The 17,215-nt window shown below is 67.7% G+C and carries 12 protein-coding genes and 1 pseudogene; 5 read left to right on the forward strand and 8 right to left on the reverse strand.

Going from position 1 to position 17,215, the window contains the following annotated elements; all coding sequences use genetic code 11:
* Positions 1-40: 40 nt before the first annotated feature.
* The 4 genes and pseudogenes from ACT6SE_RS14685 (at position 41) to ACT6SE_RS14700 (ending at position 3,585) form a co-directional block, all read left to right on the forward strand.
* Positions 41-1,182 (forward strand): IS3-like element ISStma9 family transposase gene (locus tag ACT6SE_RS14685; protein WP_087944428.1). Its coding sequence is split into 2 segments (ribosomal slippage): positions 41-278 and positions 278-1,182, totalling 1,143 coding nucleotides; the frame shifts between segments, so codons are not numbered across the junction.
* Between the two features lie 27 nt (positions 1,183-1,209).
* Positions 1,210-1,569 (forward strand): annotated as a pseudogene (locus ACT6SE_RS14690) (hypothetical protein); the annotation flags it as partial.
* Between the two features lie 20 nt (positions 1,570-1,589).
* Complete coding sequence (locus ACT6SE_RS14695) at positions 1,590-2,735, forward strand: glycosyltransferase family 4 protein (RefSeq protein ID WP_014647875.1); 1,146 nt, start codon at positions 1,590-1,592, stop codon at positions 2,733-2,735.
* A complete protein-coding gene (locus ACT6SE_RS14700) occupies positions 2,728-3,585 on the forward strand; it encodes a polysaccharide deacetylase family protein (RefSeq protein ID WP_444811015.1) in 858 nt (285 codons plus the stop codon). The genes ACT6SE_RS14695 and ACT6SE_RS14700 overlap by 8 nt, the downstream gene beginning before the upstream one ends.
* Positions 3,586-3,663: 78 nt before the next feature.
* Here ACT6SE_RS14700 and glmM read toward each other — a convergent pair whose 3' ends face one another.
* From glmM to trpB, 5 genes are all read right to left on the reverse strand, one after another.
* Complete coding sequence (glmM, locus tag ACT6SE_RS14705; protein WP_046431825.1) at positions 3,664-5,025, reverse strand: phosphoglucosamine mutase; 1,362 nt, start codon at positions 5,023-5,025, stop codon at positions 3,664-3,666.
* Complete coding sequence (gene accD, locus ACT6SE_RS14710; protein ID WP_005410473.1) at positions 5,025-5,900, reverse strand: acetyl-CoA carboxylase, carboxyltransferase subunit beta; 876 nt, start codon at positions 5,898-5,900, stop codon at positions 5,025-5,027. The genes glmM and accD overlap by 1 nt, the downstream gene beginning before the upstream one ends.
* A 261-nt stretch (positions 5,901-6,161) precedes the next feature.
* The gene (gene trpA / locus ACT6SE_RS14715; RefSeq protein ID WP_046431828.1) at positions 6,162-6,971 is read right to left on the reverse strand and encodes a tryptophan synthase subunit alpha; all 810 of its coding nucleotides are present in this window, start codon (positions 6,969-6,971) and stop codon (positions 6,162-6,164) included.
* Between the two features lies 1 nt (position 6,972).
* On the reverse strand, positions 6,973-7,653 hold the full coding sequence (locus ACT6SE_RS14720) for a hypothetical protein (protein WP_014647879.1): 681 nt from the start codon (positions 7,651-7,653) through the stop codon (positions 6,973-6,975).
* Positions 7,650-8,867 carry a tryptophan synthase subunit beta gene (gene trpB, locus ACT6SE_RS14725; RefSeq protein WP_014647880.1) on the reverse strand — a complete coding sequence of 406 codons (1,218 nt, stop codon included), beginning with the start codon at positions 8,865-8,867 and terminating at the stop codon, positions 7,650-7,652. The genes ACT6SE_RS14720 and trpB overlap by 4 nt, the downstream gene beginning before the upstream one ends.
* Positions 8,868-8,964: 97 nt before the next feature.
* Here trpB and ACT6SE_RS14730 point away from each other — a divergent pair, with 97 nt between their 5' ends.
* Entirely contained in the window at positions 8,965-9,852 is an 888-nt protein-coding gene (locus ACT6SE_RS14730) for a LysR family transcriptional regulator (RefSeq protein ID WP_032957497.1), read from the forward strand.
* An 83-nt stretch (positions 9,853-9,935) separates the two neighbouring features.
* Here ACT6SE_RS14730 and ACT6SE_RS14735 read toward each other — a convergent pair whose 3' ends face one another.
* The 3 genes from ACT6SE_RS14735 to ACT6SE_RS14745 are packed head-to-tail and all read right to left on the reverse strand — an operon-like array spanning position 9,936 to position 17,181.
* The gene (locus ACT6SE_RS14735) at positions 9,936-11,045 is read right to left on the reverse strand and encodes a toxic anion resistance protein (protein WP_014647882.1); all 1,110 of its coding nucleotides are present in this window, start codon (positions 11,043-11,045) and stop codon (positions 9,936-9,938) included.
* A 44-nt stretch (positions 11,046-11,089) separates the two neighbouring features.
* Positions 11,090-11,791: a hypothetical protein gene (locus ACT6SE_RS14740; RefSeq protein ID WP_153643435.1), complete on the reverse strand. Its 702-nt coding sequence runs from the start codon at positions 11,789-11,791 to the stop codon at positions 11,090-11,092.
* Between the two features lie 2 nt (positions 11,792-11,793).
* Positions 11,794-17,181, reverse strand: a complete 5,388-nt coding sequence (locus ACT6SE_RS14745; protein ID WP_088375487.1) for a DNA repair ATPase — start codon at positions 17,179-17,181, stop codon at positions 11,794-11,796.
* Positions 17,182-17,215 lie beyond the last annotated feature (34 nt).

Consider the following 17,215-nt stretch of genomic DNA (forward strand, 5'->3'; position numbering starts at 1 on the left):
CACCTCGCAGCCATAAACTATGGCTTAGGCGGAGGTGGTTATGAGCACGAAGCGGTACACCGATGAGTTCAAGATCGAGGCGGTCCGACAGATCGTTGAGTACGGCCGTCCGGTAGCGGAGGTTGCCGAGCGACTGGGCGTGTCGATCCATAGTCTTTACGGCTGGAAGCGGCAACAAGGCAAAGGCGATGTTGGCCGGCGTGTCGAGCAGGACCAGAACGCGGAAGTGCGCCGCCTCAAGGCTGAGCTACGCAGGGTCACTGAAGAGCGAGACATCCTAAAAAAAGCCGCCGCGTACTTTGCAAAGGGGTAAGAGCAAAGTACGCCTTCATGAAGCAACACGCAGATGAGTTCGGCCTCGCGGCGATGTGTCGGATGCTTGGCGTCCATCGCAGTGGCTACTACGCCTGGCTAAAAGAGCCGGCAAGCGCTCGCGACAAGGACGATCAGCGGTTGCTCGGCCTAATCAAGCACAGCTGGCTGGAAAGCGGCTCTGTGTATGGCCACCGCAAAGTGACCACAGATCTGCGCGAGCTTGGCGAGACGTGTAGTCGTCATCGCGTGGCACGCTTGATGAAGAGCGAGGGGCTGCGGGCAATGGTCGGCTACGGTCGGCGACCACGCCCATTGAGCGGCCCTGTTGGATCAGTCGCCAAGAACGTTCTGGCTCGCGGCTTCAAAGTCAGTGAGCCAAATCGCGCGTGGGTCACGGACATCACCTACATCCGCACGTACGACGGCTTCCTGTACTTGGCGGTAGTGCTTGATCTGTTTTCGCGTCAGGTCGTTGGATGGGCAACCCGACCAACTCAACATACGGACCTGGTTTTGCAGGCGCTATTGGCTGCAGTGTGGCGGCGCAAGCCAAGCCCCGGGCTTCTGCTTCACTCCGACCAGGGAACCCAGTTCACCAGCGAAGACTGGCAGAGCTTCCTGCGCGAGCACGACATCGTGTGCAGCATGAGTCGACGAGGAAACTGCCATGACAACGCAGCGATGGAGAGCTTCTTCCAGCTACTGAAGCGGGAGCGTATTAAGCGGAGGATCTACAGCAATCACGACGAGGCACGGGCCGACGTCTTCCAGTACATCGAGATGTTCTACAACCCAAAACGGCGGCACAGTTCCAACGACGGGCTGTCCCCGGTAGAGTTCGAGAAGCAGTACGCACTAAACGGCTGACGACTGTCTAGAAAACCCTGGGCGATTCAGCTGCAGGTCCCGTTCGTGCTGCATTGGCCGGGCAAGGCCGCTGGCCACGACGCACGCACCAGCTCGCACGAAGACTGGGTGCCGACACTGATGCGCCACGCACTGGGTTGCGAGAACGCACTGGCCGATTACAGCACCGGCCAGGACCTGCTGGCCGAGCCGCAGGGCACGCGTGCGCTGGTGGTCGAAAGCTGGTCGCAGCGCGCGGTGCGCCATGGCGATGCCATCTATGTGTTCGACAAGTTCGGCAACGCCACCGCCCTGGACCTGCGCTACCGGCCGCTGCCACAGCAGGCGCCCGATGCGGCCGCCGTACGCACTGCATGGGAAGCGCTGACCCGCTTCCGCAACCGCTGACCCTCAAGGACCGATCCTGCATGAACCGTCCGCTGCGCATCCTGCACACTGAAGCCGCCAAGGGAATGGGCGGGCAGGAGATCTACATCTTCCGCCACATGCAGGTGATGCGCGCGCGTGGCCACGAGGTGGCGCTGCTGTGCCAGCCCGAAGCGCGACTGGCCCAGCTGGCACGCGATGATGGTTTCACCGTGCATACCCTGCGCATGGGTGGCCTGCTGCGCCTGCTGCGCGGCATCTGGTCGGTCTCGCGCCTGGTGCGCCGCGAACGCTATGACGTGGTCAACACCACCAGCCGCCGTGACGCACTGATCGCCGCCGCCGGTGCACGCCTGGGCGGCACGCCGCTGGTGGTGCGCTCGCGCCACCTGATGAGCCCGGTCAACTCGCTGCTGACCTATACCGGCCTGCCGCACCGGGTGCTGACCGTCAGCAGCTTCGTCAAGCAGTTGCTGGCCGCGCGCGGCATTCCGGCCGAACACATCGGTATCGTGCCGCCCATCGCGGTCCCGCCGCGCTGGAGCGAAATCCGCAAGGACGACCCCTGGCAATGCCTGCAGGAGGTACGCGCGGACGTGCGCGCCGAACTCGGCTTCGGCGAACAGGACATCGTGGTCGGTTGCGTGGCGGTGCTGCGCGAACCCAAGGGTCATGCCGACCTGCTGCAGGCGATGGTACCGCTGTGCAAGACGCACCCGAACCTGCACCTGGTGGTGGTCGGCGATGGCCAGCCGGTCATGGACCGGCTGCAGGCGCTGCGCGACGAGCACGGGCTGCAGCAGCAGGTCCATCTGCTCGGCTATCGCGATGGCGCATGCCGGCTGATGGCTGGCTTCGACATCTTCGCGCTGGCATCGCACAAGGAAGCGGCCGGTACCGTCTTCCTGGAGGCCGCCTATGTCGGGGTGCCGATCGTGGCCACGCGGGTGGGTGGCGTGCCGGAGATGGTGGTGGATGGCAGCAATGCGATCCTCACCCGGCTGGGCGACAATGCAGCCCTGACAGGCGCCCTGCGCCTGCTGGTGGACGATCCGGAACGGCGGCGGCAGATGGGCCGCGCCGGGTGGGACTGGATGCGCAGCGCGCACCGGTTCACTCCCGACGGCCACGGTGAGACCACCGAACACTATTACCACCAGTGGCTGAAGGAGCTGGGACATGGCTGATGCCCGAACCGTACCGGTGCTGATGCACCACCACGTCAGTCCGTCGCCGGGCATGATCACCGTGTCACCGGAGAATTTCGAAAGCCAGATCGCGTGGCTGGCCGGCAACGGCTGGACGTCGCTGACACTGGACCAGTACGCCGGCTTCCTGGCCGGCAAGCCGGTGCCGCGCAAGTCGATCGTGATCACCTTCGACGATGGCTACCTGGACAACTGGGTGTATGCGCACCCGATCCTGCAGAAGTACGGCTTGCACGCGGTGGTGTTCGTGGTCACCGGCTGGATGGGCGAAGGCCCGGAGCGGCCCCACGCCGGGCTTGCCGGGGCAACGTTGCCTGCCACGCCGGACCATCGCGGCTGCGAAGCGGCGATCTACGAGCAGAACCGCAGCGACGACGTGATGATGCGCTGGAGCGAAGCGCGCGCGGCCATCGCCGCCGGCACCTTCGAAGTGCATTGCCACACCCATACCCACACCCGCTGGCTGCGCCGCGACGACCTGGACCGCGCACAGCGCCGTGCCGGCCTGAGCCACCACCTGGCAGTCTCGCGCGACGTCCTGCAGGACAAGCTTGGCGAGGTGTCCGATACGCTGTGCTGGCCCTACGGCGATTTCGACCAGGACCACATCGAGGTGGCGCGCGAGCACGGCTTCCGCTACCTGCATACCACCCACCCGTTCGGACGCAATGTGGTGGGCGGCGACCCGGAGCGCATCTATCGTTTCGCGATCCGCAACCGCCCGGCCAGCTGGCTGCGAAAACGCATCGCACAGAGCTACAACCCGCTGATCGCACCGCTGTTCAATGGCTTCAAGGCACGCCAGAAGAAGATGGTGCCGGGGCCGTAGGCAACCCACCGCCCTGCCCCTTCAACGAAAACGCCCCGGCATTCCGGGGCGTTTTCGTTGGGGGGATGTGCAGCGGCCTCAGGCGGCGGCTTCACGTACCGCCGCGGACAGTCGATCCAGCGTGTCCTGCATCAGCGTCGCATCATCGGCCTCGACCGTGACCCGCACCACCGGCTCGGTACCGGACGGGCGCAGGAACGCACGGCCACGGCCGGCCACCGACTGCTGCGCGACAGCCAGCGCGGCCTGCACGCTGCCGGCCTGCACCGTGGCCTTGGCCGAGACATTGCCCAGCCGCACGTTGACCGTCTTCTGCGGCACCCGCACCAGTCCTTCCAGCGCCTGGCGCAGGGTCTGCCCGCTGTTGCGCAATGCCACCAGCACCTGCAGCGCGCTGACGATGCCGTCGCCGGTGGTGGCCCGATCCAGGCACAGCAGGTGGCCGGAGGCTTCACCGCCGAGCACGCCGCCGCCTTCCATCAGCGCCTGGTGCACGTAGCGATCGCCGACATTGCTGCGCACGAACGGAATCTGCAGGTCGGCAAATGCCTTCTCGATGCCGTAGTTGCTCATCAGCGTGCCGACCACCGGGCCGCGCAGGCGGCCTTCGGCTTTCCATGCACGGGCCAGGATATACAGCAGGTCATCGCCGTCGACCGGGTTGCCCTGGTCGTCGGCCATCAGCACGCGGTCGCCATCCCCATCGAAGGCGATGCCGAGATCGGCGCGGGTTTCGCGGACCTTGGCCGCCAGGTTGTCGATGTGGGTGGAACCCACGCCGGCGTTGATGTTGACGCCGTTGGGCTCGGCACCAATGCCGATCACCTCGGCGCCCAGTTCACGGAACAGCAGCGGCGCGATCTGGTAGGTGGCGCCGTGCGCGCAGTCCAGCACCAGGCGCACGCCACGCAGGTCGAACGCGCGCGGCACGCTGGCCTTGCAGAACTCGATGTAGCGGCCGACCGCTTCGCGCGCACGCGACGCCTTGCCCAGCTTTTCCGATTCGGCGGTGGTGAACGGGATGTCCAGCGCCGCTTCCAGGGCCAGCTCGGTGGCATCGTCGAGCTTCTCGCCCTGGGCGGAGAAGAACTTGATGCCGTTGTCGTAGTGCGGGTTGTGCGAGGCGCTGATGACGATGCCAGCGTCCACGCCAAGCGTACGGGTCAGGAACGCCACCGCCGGGGTCGGCATCGGCCCCAGCAACTGCACGTCCGCACCGGCGGCGACCAGGCCGGCTTCCAGTGCCGCTTCGAACATGTAACCGGAGATGCGGGTGTCCTTGCCGATCACCACGATCGGCCGGCGCCCGTCCTGGCCGCGCTGGTCGACCAGGACACGGCCCAGGGCGTTGCCCAGGCGCAGCACGAAGTCGGCCGAGATCACGCCCTGGCCGACCCGTCCACGGATGCCATCAGTACCGAAGTACTTGCGGCCTCCCATCAAGCCACCTCCGGCGCCGGCTGACGGCCCAGCATTGCCAGCAGATCGGACAGGCGGTCGCGCATTTCGCGACGGTCGCAGATCTGGTCGATGGCGCCGTGCTCCAGCAGGAATTCCGAGCGCTGGAAGCCTTCCGGCAGCTTCTCGCGCACGGTCTGCTCGATCACGCGCGGGCCGGCGAAGCCGATCAGCGCCTGCGGCTCGGCGATGTTGATGTCACCCAGCATCGCGAAGGAAGCCGACACGCCGCCGGTGGTCGGATGGGTCAGCACCGAGATGTACGGCAGGCCGGCTTCACGCAGCTTGCCCAGCGCGGCCGAGGTCTTGGCCATCTGCATCAGCGAGAACAGGCCTTCCTGCATGCGGGCGCCACCGCTCTGCGAGAAGCACACGTAGGGCGCACCGATCTCGACCGCGGTTTCCGCGGCCAGTGCGAAACGCTCGCCGACCACCGAGCCCATCGAGCCGCCCATGAAGGCGAAGTCGAACGACGATGCCACCAGCGCACGGCCCTTGAGCAGGCCGCGCATGGCGATCAGCGCGTCGTACTCGCCGGTGTTCTTCTGCGCGATCTTGATGCGCTCGCTGTACTTCTTCTGGTCCTTGAACTTGAGCAGGTCGGTCGGCCCCAGGCGCGCACCGATCTCGGTGGTGCTGTCGGCATCGAACAGGGCGGCCAGGCGCGCACGCGCACGGATCGCCATGTGATGGCCGCACTTCGGGCAGACTTCCAGGTTCTCTTCCAGTTCCGGACGGTACAACGCGCTGCCGCAGTTGCTGCACTTTTCCCACAGGCCCTCGGGGACACTGCGCTTCTTGCTGGGGGTGTTGTCGGTGCGGATGCCGGACGGCATCAACTTGCTGAGCCAACTCATGCGGGAGGACACTTCCGTTCAGGGCGGCCCGGGGGCCGCAAAGGCGGACAGTCTAGCTCCGCTTTCCCCGCCCGTGCACCCCCTTGCCAGCCACGGGGCAGCCGGAAAAAACCATGCTGGGACGTACGTTTAGGTGCTGGGGCGGTGCCCGCCGCTGGCCGGCAGCCCTTGCGTGCAGACCGATGGGTAGTGCCGGCCGCTGGCCGGCAGCCCTTGCACGCGAGCCCTCAGGAGGATGCCGGCCAGCGGCCGGCACTACCGTTACGCGTCCAGCGCCTGCCGCAGCGGGGCGAGGAAGGTCCGGGCGTGCTGCGCGGCCTCTTCCGCCGAGCCCGCTTCGGCCAGCGCCGCCACCAGCGCGCTGCCCACCACCACGCCGTCGGCCTGCCGGGCCATGGCCGCGGCACTGGCGGCATCCTTGATGCCGAAGCCCGCCACCACCGGCACCGACGCACGCGCGCGCAACGCCTGCAGGCGGGCACTGGCGGCATCGCTGTCCAGGCGCTCGGACGCGCCGGTGACACCGGCAAAGCTGACGTAGTAGAGATAGCCACGGGCCAGCGCCAGCAGCTTGTCGGCTCGCGCCTCGCTGGTGGTCGGCGACGCCAGCAGTACCAGCGCAAGGCCGGCTGCGTCGAACGCCTGCTGGGCGTCGCCCGCTTCTTCCGGCGGCAGGTCGACCAGCAGCACGCCGTCCACGCCGGCGTCGACGGCGGCCTTGGCGAAGGCCGCGTAACCGTGGATCTCCACCGGGTTCAGGTAGCCCATCAGCACCACGGGGGTCTGCGCATCGCGCTCGCGGAACTGCGCCACGGCCTGCAGGACGTAGCGGCTGCCGGCGCCGCGCGCCAGCGCGCGCTCGGAGCTGCGCTGGATGGTCGGGCCATCGGCCATCGGGTCGGAGAACGGCACGCCCAGTTCAATCACGTCGGCGCCGGCGTCGACCAGTGCGTGCATGACCGGCACGGTGGCCTCCAGCGAGGGATCACCGGCCGTGACGAAGGGGATCAGCGCCTTGCGCTGCTGTTCGCGCAGACGCTGGAAACAGGCATCGAGTCGGGATACGGACATTTCAGGCACATCCTTCAATCAGTTCAATCGCATCGCTGGTTCCCCAGTACATCTGGGTGACCCGCCCTTCAAACAGTTCCACGCGGATACCCAGGTCCGAACCCGGGTCCTGCCAGGTGAGGTACTCGCCCTGGTCACCGTCGTAGGCATGCGGGCTGGATACCGGCGGCTTCGGGAACTGGGCCATGGCCTGGGCGCGGGTCATGCCGACACGCAGGCCGAACGGACCGGGCTGCTGGGTCGGCGCCCCGCTGTCCGGATCCAGGCCGAGATCGAAACGGACGACGCGATCTTCATCGGTCATCATCGACACGCCGGGCGGCAGCCCCTTGCCGTCGTAGTACTCGCAACTGCCGCCGATGGCTTCGACCGCCCCTTGCGCGGTCCACGGCCCGAGTGCCTTCAGATCGCTCATGTGCTGGCCGATCAGCACCTCGCCGGCATGGTCCAGCGCCACCGAGACCACCGCAGGCGCGCCATCGCTGTCCATATCTTCCGTGGACGGCGGATCGACGATCGGCGCACGTGCCATCGGGTCGAGGTCATCATTCGCGGCCGCCTGCTGTGCCGGCTGCGTGGTGGCCTTGGCGGCCGGTGCCAGCAGCGGCGGCTCCGGCGGCTGGCACGCGGCCAACCCCAGCGCCAGCAGCAGCACGCCACTGTTGCGCAGCAGCGCGCTCACAGCACCAGCCCTTCGCGCGCGGCGATGGTATGCACATCCTTGTCGCCACGGCCGGACAGATTGCACAGCACGATCTGGTCACGCGGACGCTCACGCGCCAGCTTGATCGCCTGCGCCAGCGCATGGCTGGACTCCAGCGCCGGCAGGATGCCCTCGGTATGCGCCAGCAGGTGGAAGGCCTGCAGTGCTTCTTCATCGGTGATGCCGAGGTAGCGCGCGCGGCCGGTATCGGCCAGGAATGCGTGTTCGGGGCCGACGCCCGGATAGTCCAGGCCGGCCGACACCGAATGGGTCTCGATGATCTGGCCGTCGTCGTCGCACAGTACATAGGTGCGGTTGCCATGCAGCACGCCCGGGCGACCGGCGGCGATCGATGCAGCATGGCGACCGGTGCTGATGCCATCACCTGCGGCCTCGGCGCCGACGATCTCGACCTGGCGGTCGTTGAGGAAGGCATGGAACAGGCCGATGGCATTGCTGCCGCCGCCGACGCAGGCAGTGATCGCATCGGGCAGGCGGCCGTACTCGGCCAGCATCTGCTCGCGTGCCTCGCGGCCGACGATGGCGTTGAAGTCGCGCACCATGCGCGGGTAGGGATCCGGACCGGCGACCGTACCGATGATGTAGAAGGTGTCCTGCACATTGGTCACCCAGTCGCGCATCGCTTCGTTGAGCGCGTCCTTCAAGGTGGCCGAACCGGAGGTGACCGGCACCACCGTCGCGCCGAGCAGCTTCATGCGGTAGACGTTGATCTTCTGCCGCTCGATGTCGGTGGCGCCCATGTACACCACGCATTCCAGGCCCAACCGCGCGGCAACCGTGGCGCTGGCCACGCCGTGCTGGCCGGCACCGGTCTCGGCGATGATGCGCTTCTTGCCCATCCGCGCCGCCAGCAGCGCCTGGCCGATGGTGTTGTTGATCTTGTGCGCGCCGGTGTGGTTCAGGTCTTCGCGCTTGAGCAGGATCTGCGCGCCGCCGACATGGTCGCTCAGCCGCTGGGCGTGGTAGATCGGGCTCGGCCGGCCCACGTAGTGGGCCAGGTCGCGGTCGTAGGCGGCCTGGAATGCCGGATCCTGGCGGGCCTGGTCATAGGCCTGGGCGAGTTCCTGCAGCGGGCCGACCAGGGTTTCGGCAACGAAGCTGCCACCGTAGCGGCCGAAATGGCCCTGGGCATCCGGGAAGGCGTGGTAGTCGGCAATGGGGGAGGCAGACATGGAAGCGACCGCTGGTTCGAGACAGGTGGATACTCTAGCGCACGGGTCGTGACCGGAAAATGGATATTATCTGGCATATACCGTCAGGAAATCTCACATGAGCCGTTCGCTGTTGCCACCGCTCAATGCGCTGCGCGCGTTCGAGGCCACCGCCCGCCTGGGCGGGGTTGGCCGCGCCGCGCAGGACCTGCACGTGACCCACGGCGCGGTCAGCCGCCAGCTGAAGCTGCTGGAAGACCACCTCGGCCTGGCGCTGTTCCAGCGGGCCGGTCGCGGCCTGCGCCTGACCGCTGCGGGCACGCGCCTGCAGGCAGCGTGCAGCGAGGCCTTCAGCGGCATCGAAGACTGCGTGCGCGAACTGCGCCGGCCGACGGCGGCCCCGGCGCTGGTGCTGGGCTGCAGCGGCAGCGTGCTGGCGCGCTGGATGATTCCGCGCCTGCCCGCACTGCAGGCCGCCCTGCCCGGCGTACGCCTGCAGTGGTCGGCGCTGGATGGCAGCTTCACCGAGGCGCAGGCCGCACTGGACGCGGTGCTGCTGCTGGCGCAGGGGCCGTGGCCCCGGGGCTGGCAGGTGCGTGAGCTGGCGCCGGAACGGGTCGGCGTGGTGGTGGCCCCCTCGCATCCGGCCGCGCAGCGACTGCGGCATGTGCCGCCTTCGGCGCTGCTGCAGGAGACGCTGCTGCACACCAGCTCACGGCCGCAGGCATGGCCGGCGTGGGCGCAAGCGCACGATCTGGACACCTCGAAGCTGCAGCTGGGTACTGCCTTCGAACACCTGTACTACCTGCTGGAGGCAGCGGTGGCCGGGCTGGGCCCGGCGATCGCACCCGAGCCACTGGTGGCCGAGGACCTGGCCGCCGGGCGACTGGTCGCGCCGTGGGGGTTTGCCGCCACCGGTGGCTTCTGGGTGCTGGCGCGACCGGATGGACCGGCAGATGGGCGCGTGGATGCGCTGGCCGACTGGCTGGGCCAGCAACTGCGCTGACAACAAAAAGGGGACGGAGGGAATTAAGTCGCAAGTGGCACAAACGACTTAATCCCCTCCGTCCCCTTTTTTGTCCCCTTTTTTCAGCTGGCAGTCGGGGTGGCCAGTCGCTGCTGCAGGTCTTCGCGCAGGCGCGACAGCTCGACTTCGGCCTGCTGCCGCTGCTGCATTCCTTCGCGATGGATGCTGCGCACTTCCTCGACCGTGGCGATCAACTGGTCGTGCACGTGGCGCAGCGTGGCCACGTCGATCACGCCGCGCTGGTTGCTGCGCGCGGTATCCACCGAGGCCTGGCGCAGCAGGTCGGCGTTGCGGCGCATCAGCTCGTTGGTGGCATCGTCGATGGCGGTGGACAGCTCGACCGCGGCCTTCTGCTCACCCAGCGAAAGCTGGATGGCGAACTGGCGCTTCCACGACGGGATGGTGATCTCGCGCACCGTGTTGAACTTCTCGATCAGCTGCAGCGCGTTGGCCTGGATCAGGCGGATCATCGGCAGCGACTGGTCGGCCGCATGCTGCATCAGCTGCAGGTCGGACACGCGCTTTTCGAGGAGGCGGATCGCGTTGTCGACTTCGCTCTGGCGGATGCGCTGCTGCGGATCCTCACTGCCCTGCCCGGCCTGCTGCTCGGCCTGCAGTTCGGCCAGGCGCTGCTTGCCGGCCGCAGCATACAGGCCCAGCGCATGGCGTTCTTCGCGGACGATGTCATGCATGCGGTCGAACTCGCCCACGCGCTTGCCCATCAACGCCTGCTGCACACCGACATCACCCAGCAGCTGCTCGATCTGCGCATTGGTGTCGCTGAACTTCTGCACCAGCTCGCCCTTGGATACGCGCAGGCGGTCGATCAGGCCACCGATCACCGGCACCTTCGACCGCTGCGCGAAGCCGTCCAGCTTCAGGCTGCGTGCGATGCGCACCACTTCGCCCAGTTTCTCGCCGCTGGCATCGAGGTCACGATTGCGCACCTGGTCCAGCAACTGGCTGGAAAACGCCGCGGTGCGCGTGGCCGCTTCGCGACCGAAGACCTGCAGGTTGCCCGGGCGCAGGTCATCCAGCTCCAGACGGATCTCGGCGATGCGCGGCAGATCCTCGCGGACCAGGCCAAGCGCCTGCAATGCGCCTTCATCGAGCGGAACGGCGGTAGTCGTGCCGGGCACGAGGGCACCGGGGGTCTGGCTGTCCTGGGTCATCGGGCAGTCTCCTTGCAGTTGGGTAAGCGGCAGCGGCGGCCGGCTCAAGGCAGTCTAGCCTGAGCCGCCGCGACCTCGTCATCGATCTGTGCGTGCAGCGTGGCGGCCTTCGCCGCCAATGTGGCGCCGGCCGCGGCCTGGCCCGCCGCGGCGGCCTGCCGCCAGGCTGGCAACAGGACGTCATGGATGCGCGCGAAGCGTTGCAGCAGCACGTTGTCCTGGTCCTGCAGGAGCTGCCACTGGCCGGCCTCGAGACGGCGCAGCGTGGCCAGCCGGCGCAGGTGATCGAGCCGTTGCGACAGCGCGGCCTGGCCGGCGGTATCCAGCGACGCCAGCCGCACCGCTGCCAGCTCGACCCAGGCGTCCAGCGCTGCGGCCGCCGCTGAATGTCCGGCGATGGCCATGGCCCGCAGCTGCAGCTGCTGCTGCAGCTGCTGGGCCTGCTCGCGCGCCTGCAGGGCCAGCAGGCCCAGCTGCGACTGCAGCGCACGTCCTTCCGCCTCGCGATCGACATCGCGCCCCAGCAGGCGGCCCCACCAGCCCGCCTGCTGCCGGATCTGCGCCGGGTTATCGGCCTGCAGGGCCAGCGCGATGCGTGCCAGTGCGGCCACCAGCCCTGCGCCCGCGCCCGGCGGCAACGGTGTTTCGCGCCGCGCCAGCGCCTGCAGCAACGGCGCACCATAGTCGGCCAGCGCGGCGACATCGGCCGTGTCCGGCAAGCTCGGTGGCGGCAGTGGCGCCTGCATGGTCACGGCAGCGGCGGCGGCTTCGGTGTCGTCGCTGGAATCTCCTCACCGTCGTCCGGCGGCAACGACTCGCCGTAGAAGTGACGCATCAGCGCCTCATCCAGCGCGCGCTCCTCCGGCGTCGTGGCACGGCGCACACGCGCACGCTGCGCCACCGCACTGTTCGGCACCCCACGCTCGACCTGCTGCCGCGCCCAGCCGGCGAACGCGGCCAGGGTCTGCGACACCTGTGCCTGCTGCGCCTGCGATGCCGCCAACAGTTCCACCAACGGTGCCAGGCCAGCCTGCAGGTCGTCGGCCAGGACCGTCGTCGGCACACTGGCGGCTGCCGCGACCGGCACCGGCGCGGCGGCCGGACGTGTTTCAGAAAGACGATGCAGGGCCTCCAGCAACGCCGGCCACGGTGCCGGGTCGGCAACGGCAATCGCTTCCGGCGCCGGCGGCGGAAGCTGCAGGGCGGTGGCGATGTCGGCCAGCTGCGCGACCACGCGCCCGCCGACATCGCTGTCGTCGGCCCCCATGGCCTTGTTGCGCAGGAAGTCGCGCTTGATCTGCGTCCAGCGTTGCGCCTGCGTGTCGTCCAGCACGCCGCGCAGCTCGGCCAGCTTCAACAGGTTTTCTTCGGCGCCGGTGGTCAGCAGCTGTGCCTCGCCCAGGTAGTGGTCGGAGATCAACTGCTCCAGCTCATCCTCGTTCATCACCGGCGAGATCTTCTCGGCGAGCTTGTTCATGTTGCGGTAGCTACCCTGCAGCCGGAACGGCGGCTCGGTGCGGTAGCGGTCGTCCTGCGCGGCACTGGCGATGTACTGCTGGTTGACGCGGTAGACCACGTCGCGCACGCGCAGCATGCGCTGCAGGGTGGCGGTGATTTCGTTGATCTCCGCGCTGCTGTAGGCGTGGCTCAGGCCGTTGGTCGAGACCTCCTTGCCCATCGCCCGGTCGACCAGCGTGTACAGGTCAGCCATGTCGCGCGTAGCCAGCGGCGCCAGCACCGGGTTGGAAGTCAGGCTGTTCTCGATGTAGCTGAGGGTAAAGGCCGCCTCCATGCCACCGAGCACATCACCCAGGTTGTAGATGTCGGCACGGTTGGCCAGCATGTCCGGAATCTTGAACACCTCGCCGGACTCGGTGTACGGATTGCCGGCCATCACCACGCAGAATTTCTTGCCGCGCATGTCGTAGGTGCGGGTGCGACCGCGCCACACACCCTCGATACGGCGGGTGCCATCGCACAGCGAGATGAACTTCTGCAGGAACTCCGGATGGGTGTGCTGGATGTCGTCCACATACAGCATGGTGTTGTTGCCCATTTCCAGCGCCAGGTTGAGCTTCTCCAGCTCCTGCCGCGAGGTCGCGTCCGGTGCCTGGGCGGGGTCCAGCGACCGCACCTCGTGACCCAGCGCCGGGCCGTTGATCTTCATGAAGACCAGGCCCAGGCGGTGCGCCACGTATTCCATCAGCGTGGTCTTGCCGTAGCCGGGCGGCGAAATCATCATCAGCAGGCCCATCAGGTCGCTGCGCTTGTTCTCGCCGACCGTGCCCATCTGCTTGGCCAGGTTGTCACCGATCACGCCCAGGTAGACATCATTGATCAGCTTGTTGCGTACGAACGAGGACAGCGGCCGCGCCTTGAACTCGGAAAGCCGCAGGGTCTCGCGCTCGCGGCCGATGATGCCCTGGCGCAGCGCCTGGTAGGCATGGAACGCTGGCACGAAATGACGCAGGTGCTGCTTCAGGCGCGCCAGGAAATCATCCAGCGATACCACCAGCGTGCCGTTGCTGATGCGTGCGTGTTCACCCAGCAGGCCACTGACCTCCGCCTGCAGCGCGGCGTCGCTGGCACGGGTACGCAGCTGGCGCTGCACCAGCAGCAGTGCTGCAGCCTCGTCGACGTAGCCGGCATGCGGGGCATGCGCCGGCATCCGCGCCAGCGCCCGCAGCCACTGACCGGCCAGCGCCCAGCGCGTGGCCAGCGGATCCTGGCTGCGCTGCAGGGCGCGTTCGACCGCCTCGCGTTGCCCGGCCTGTTCCAGCTGCCGAGCCAGTGCCTCCAGCAGCGCTACCGCATGGCGGCTGCCGCTGAACACCGGTTCGCCGGCCGCCAGTTCCTCGCCCAGATAAGCGGCCGCGGCCTCTGCGGCATCGGCATCGAACGGCAACGCGTGGGATTGCGCATACGCCAGCAGTGCCTCGGCCATTTCCGCACGCAACGCCAGGCGCCCTTCGTCGGACCCCAGCAGGCGTGCCAGCGCTTCAGCACCCATCTGGCGGGCCGGCCATTGCGCCACCGCTTCGCGCCGCTGCTCGGCAGCCCAGAACAGCACCGCCAGCGCACGCACCCGCGGTGCATGCCGCAGGCTGCCGGCCGCCTGCTGCAAGGGCAGCAACGCACGCAGGATCAGCGCGGCATCATGGTCATGGATGCCGCGCTCGTAGCCTTCGCGGTAGCGCGGTGCGGCAAACGCACGCACGCGCTGGTCCAGTGCTTCGGGCGTGGCGACGTCGTGCTGCAGCGTGGCCAGGTCAAGCCCGTCGCTCCCCTCCTGCGCGGCCATCAACAGGCTGCCGGCAAGATACTCGCCGCGATACAGTGCAGGTGATTCGGAGTCCAGGGTGACCGGCCAGAACGACTTCAGCGCATCCAGCTCCGGATCGTGCAGGGTCTCCAGGAAGTCGGTGCCGGTCAGATGGATCGCCAGCGTGTCACCACGCGGCAGCAGGGTCAGGTCCAGCGCCTGGGTGTTGACGCTGAAGCGATGGCGCGGCCCCAGCCGCACCACGTTGCCGCCCGCCTCGTACAGATCACTGCGGTCACGCAGCTGGCGCACCGCCTGGTCACGCACGCCCTTCAGGCGCGCTTCGATGTCGTCGGCCTTGACGTTGTCATGCAACGCGCGCAGGCGTTCGGCCAGCTCACGCAGCTTGAGGATCAGCGGATCGCCGGCAAAGAACGCATTGAGCTCATCGGCGGTGGCGAAGCGCTCGGTGCGCTTGGCCAGGCCATCGAGGATGCGGCTGGCCGCATCCAGCACCGAACGTGCCTTGCGCTGGCGGTCATCCAGCAGCGCCTGCTTGTGCGTTTCGAAGGCTTCAACCAGCTCTTCGCGCTTGCTCAGGATGTCGCCGAGGAACTGCTCGTGTTCGCCGAACTGGCTCTCCAGCTCCTCCAGCTGCACCAGCAGGCGCGACAGCTGCTCGTCGGAACGCTCCGGGTCCGTGGCCAGCGCCAGCGCGCTGGTGATCGACTGCGAGAACAGCGCGAACTGCGCGGCGAACTGCGCCACGGCCTCGGCTGAGCCGAGCGACCTGCGGCGCTGATCGGCACGCGCGCGGGCCTGGTTGAGGCGGCCGTACAGCACCGAAATGGACTCGACCACGCGGGTGCGGGCGGTGGCATCGTCCACCTTCAGGCCGGCCATCAGTTCAGACAGCATATCCAGATCGGCCGCCATCCCGCGCAGCCCCTCCAGCTGCTCATCCAGCTGGCGGGCACTCTGCGCCTGCTGCGCAGCTTCATCCAGCGCCTGCAGGCGCGTGGTCAGCGGCACCAGCGCGGCATCGCCGGCGAGGAAGTCACCCGTGGCGGCGCCGACATGATCCTGCGCCTCCACCAGCTCGGCCGTCATCGTCTCGATGCGCGCGGTGTCGATGTAGCGCAGCTCGCGGATGGTCAGCAGCCGTCCGCGCAATGCGGTGATCGCATTGAGGGCCTCGACGAAGGCCTGCACCTCGCTCCAGTTCTGCGGCTGCAGCCGGCCCAGCAGCGCCTTGTGCGCGGCCTCTGCCTCGACCATCGCCTGCGCCGACTGCTGGCGGATCGACTGCACCTTCTCGTACTCGTCCAGCACCGATTCGCCGGTGGCGCTGATCTGCCGCAGCAGCGCCTCGGCGCCATCGCAGGCCGCGTCGCCCAGCCAGTGGTGGGCATCGAACAGGCGCCGGGTGTCGGCCACCAGGCGCTGGTAGCGCTGCACCGACACGTCCTGGCCATCGATCTCGCGCGCCAGGTTGAACAGGTTGGAGATGCCCCGCACCAGTTCGGCGTTGCCGATGCGTCCCATGAAGGTGTTGCCGGGTGGCCGGCTTGCAGCAAACTCGTCACTGCTGAACGGGGTCTGCCAGACCTGCATCGGATGGATGCGGGTCGGTTCGCTGCCTTCGGCATGGAACAGCACCATGCGCCCGTCCTGCATCAAGGCGTAGCCATGGCCGAACACCGGGTTCTGCAACACGCGCTGGATGGTGTTGTAGACGAACAGCGCCGAGCGCCCACCTTCGCGCTCATAGAAGATGTACAGCACGTCCTCACCATTCGGTGAACGGATGCTGCGCTTGAACTGCATGCCGGCCATCGAGGCGTCGAACGCCTTGTGCTCGCCGCCCTGCAGGTAATAGCCACCCGGGAAGATCACGCCGTGGTCTTCGGGCAGCTGCACGCAGGCCTGCACGATCGCATCGTTGCGCACGATGCCGCCGGTCAGCGTGTTGTAGATCAGCCCGCGCCACTCCGTCTCGCGGTACGGCAGCACCTTCAGCAGCACCAGCGAGCCGACCCGGGCGAATTCGAACTGGGCGTCGTCCAGCGACTGCGTGCTGTCCTCCACCGGTTCGCTGTAGATGCCCTGTCCGGTCTCGGTGTTGTTCTCGACCTTGATCGTGAGGTCGCCGCCGGTGGTCTCCACGAACAGGGTATCGAGGATGTTCAGGTGCGAATGGCGGCCATTGACCGCCAGGTCGCGGGTCGCCCGGGTCCATTCGAAGTCGAACGGCGGCGGCAGTGCGATATCGCGCTCACCGCGCGCATCCAGATAGGTCAGTTCGCCATCGCGCGACAGCGCCCAGCGGAACACGCGCACGTCGCTGCTGCGCTCACCGATCTGGAACGACGCCAGCAGCTTGTCCCCCACCACGATCAGCTGCAGCAGGCGCGCGTGCTTGTAGTAGGCGTACAGCTCGTTGAAGTCGTGCACGAAGCCGGGCTGGTCGAGGAAGCTGCCCTTCAGCTCCAGCGCCGCCACATCGTAGCCGTCGCTGCCCTGCACCAGCCGGTACAGGCCGAACACGTCCTCGATGCGGGTCTGGGTCTTCAGCCCGATGAATACGTTGTAGCCGAACAGCAGGCGGTCCGGCCCGACCTGCACGATGTCACGGCCGACGCAGTTGTTTTCGCTGCGGATGCGGAAGCGACCGACCACCTCCAGGCGGCTGTCGCCGAACTCGGCCAGGCGCTGGCGGTTGAGCGTTTCGGCCAGGCCCTGCAGGCGCTGGCCCTGCTCGGCCAGGCGGCGGCGCAGGACTTCATAGGCACCGCCCTGGGCAACGGCCTGGTCGACGGTAGTGCCGCCGGCCTCCGGTGCAGTGGATTCGGCGGACGGATGGGTATCAGACATCAGCAGGCTTCCGGCTCACGGGCGGACGGCCGCG

Source organism: Stenotrophomonas sp. LC732, from assembly GCF_052446685.1.
Lineage (GTDB): Bacteria > Pseudomonadota > Gammaproteobacteria > Xanthomonadales > Xanthomonadaceae > Stenotrophomonas > Stenotrophomonas muris.

Bases quoted from the DNA above. Each gene is read 5' to 3' on its own strand.
- ACT6SE_RS14695 (WP_014647875.1), top strand. From the start codon at position 1,590: ATGAACCGTCCGCTGCGCATCCTGCACACTGAAGCCGCCAAGGGAATG.
- ACT6SE_RS14700 (WP_444811015.1), top strand. From the start codon at position 2,728: ATGGCTGATGCCCGAACCGTACCGGTGCTGATGCACCACCACGTCAGT.
- glmM (WP_046431825.1), bottom strand. From the start codon at position 5,025: ATGGGAGGCCGCAAGTACTTCGGTACTGATGGCATCCGTGGACGGGTC.
- accD (WP_005410473.1), bottom strand. From the start codon at position 5,900: ATGAGTTGGCTCAGCAAGTTGATGCCGTCCGGCATCCGCACCGACAAC.
- trpA (WP_046431828.1), bottom strand. From the start codon at position 6,971: ATGTCCGTATCCCGACTCGATGCCTGTTTCCAGCGTCTGCGCGAACAG.
- trpB (WP_014647880.1), bottom strand. From the start codon at position 8,867: ATGTCTGCCTCCCCCATTGCCGACTACCACGCCTTCCCGGATGCCCAG.
- ACT6SE_RS14730 (WP_032957497.1), top strand. From the start codon at position 8,965: ATGAGCCGTTCGCTGTTGCCACCGCTCAATGCGCTGCGCGCGTTCGAG.
- ACT6SE_RS14735 (WP_014647882.1), bottom strand. From the start codon at position 11,045: ATGACCCAGGACAGCCAGACCCCCGGTGCCCTCGTGCCCGGCACGACT.
- ACT6SE_RS14740 (WP_153643435.1), bottom strand. From the start codon at position 11,791: ATGCAGGCGCCACTGCCGCCACCGAGCTTGCCGGACACGGCCGATGTC.
- ACT6SE_RS14745 (WP_088375487.1), bottom strand. From the start codon at position 17,181: ATGTCTGATACCCATCCGTCCGCCGAATCCACTGCACCGGAGGCCGGC.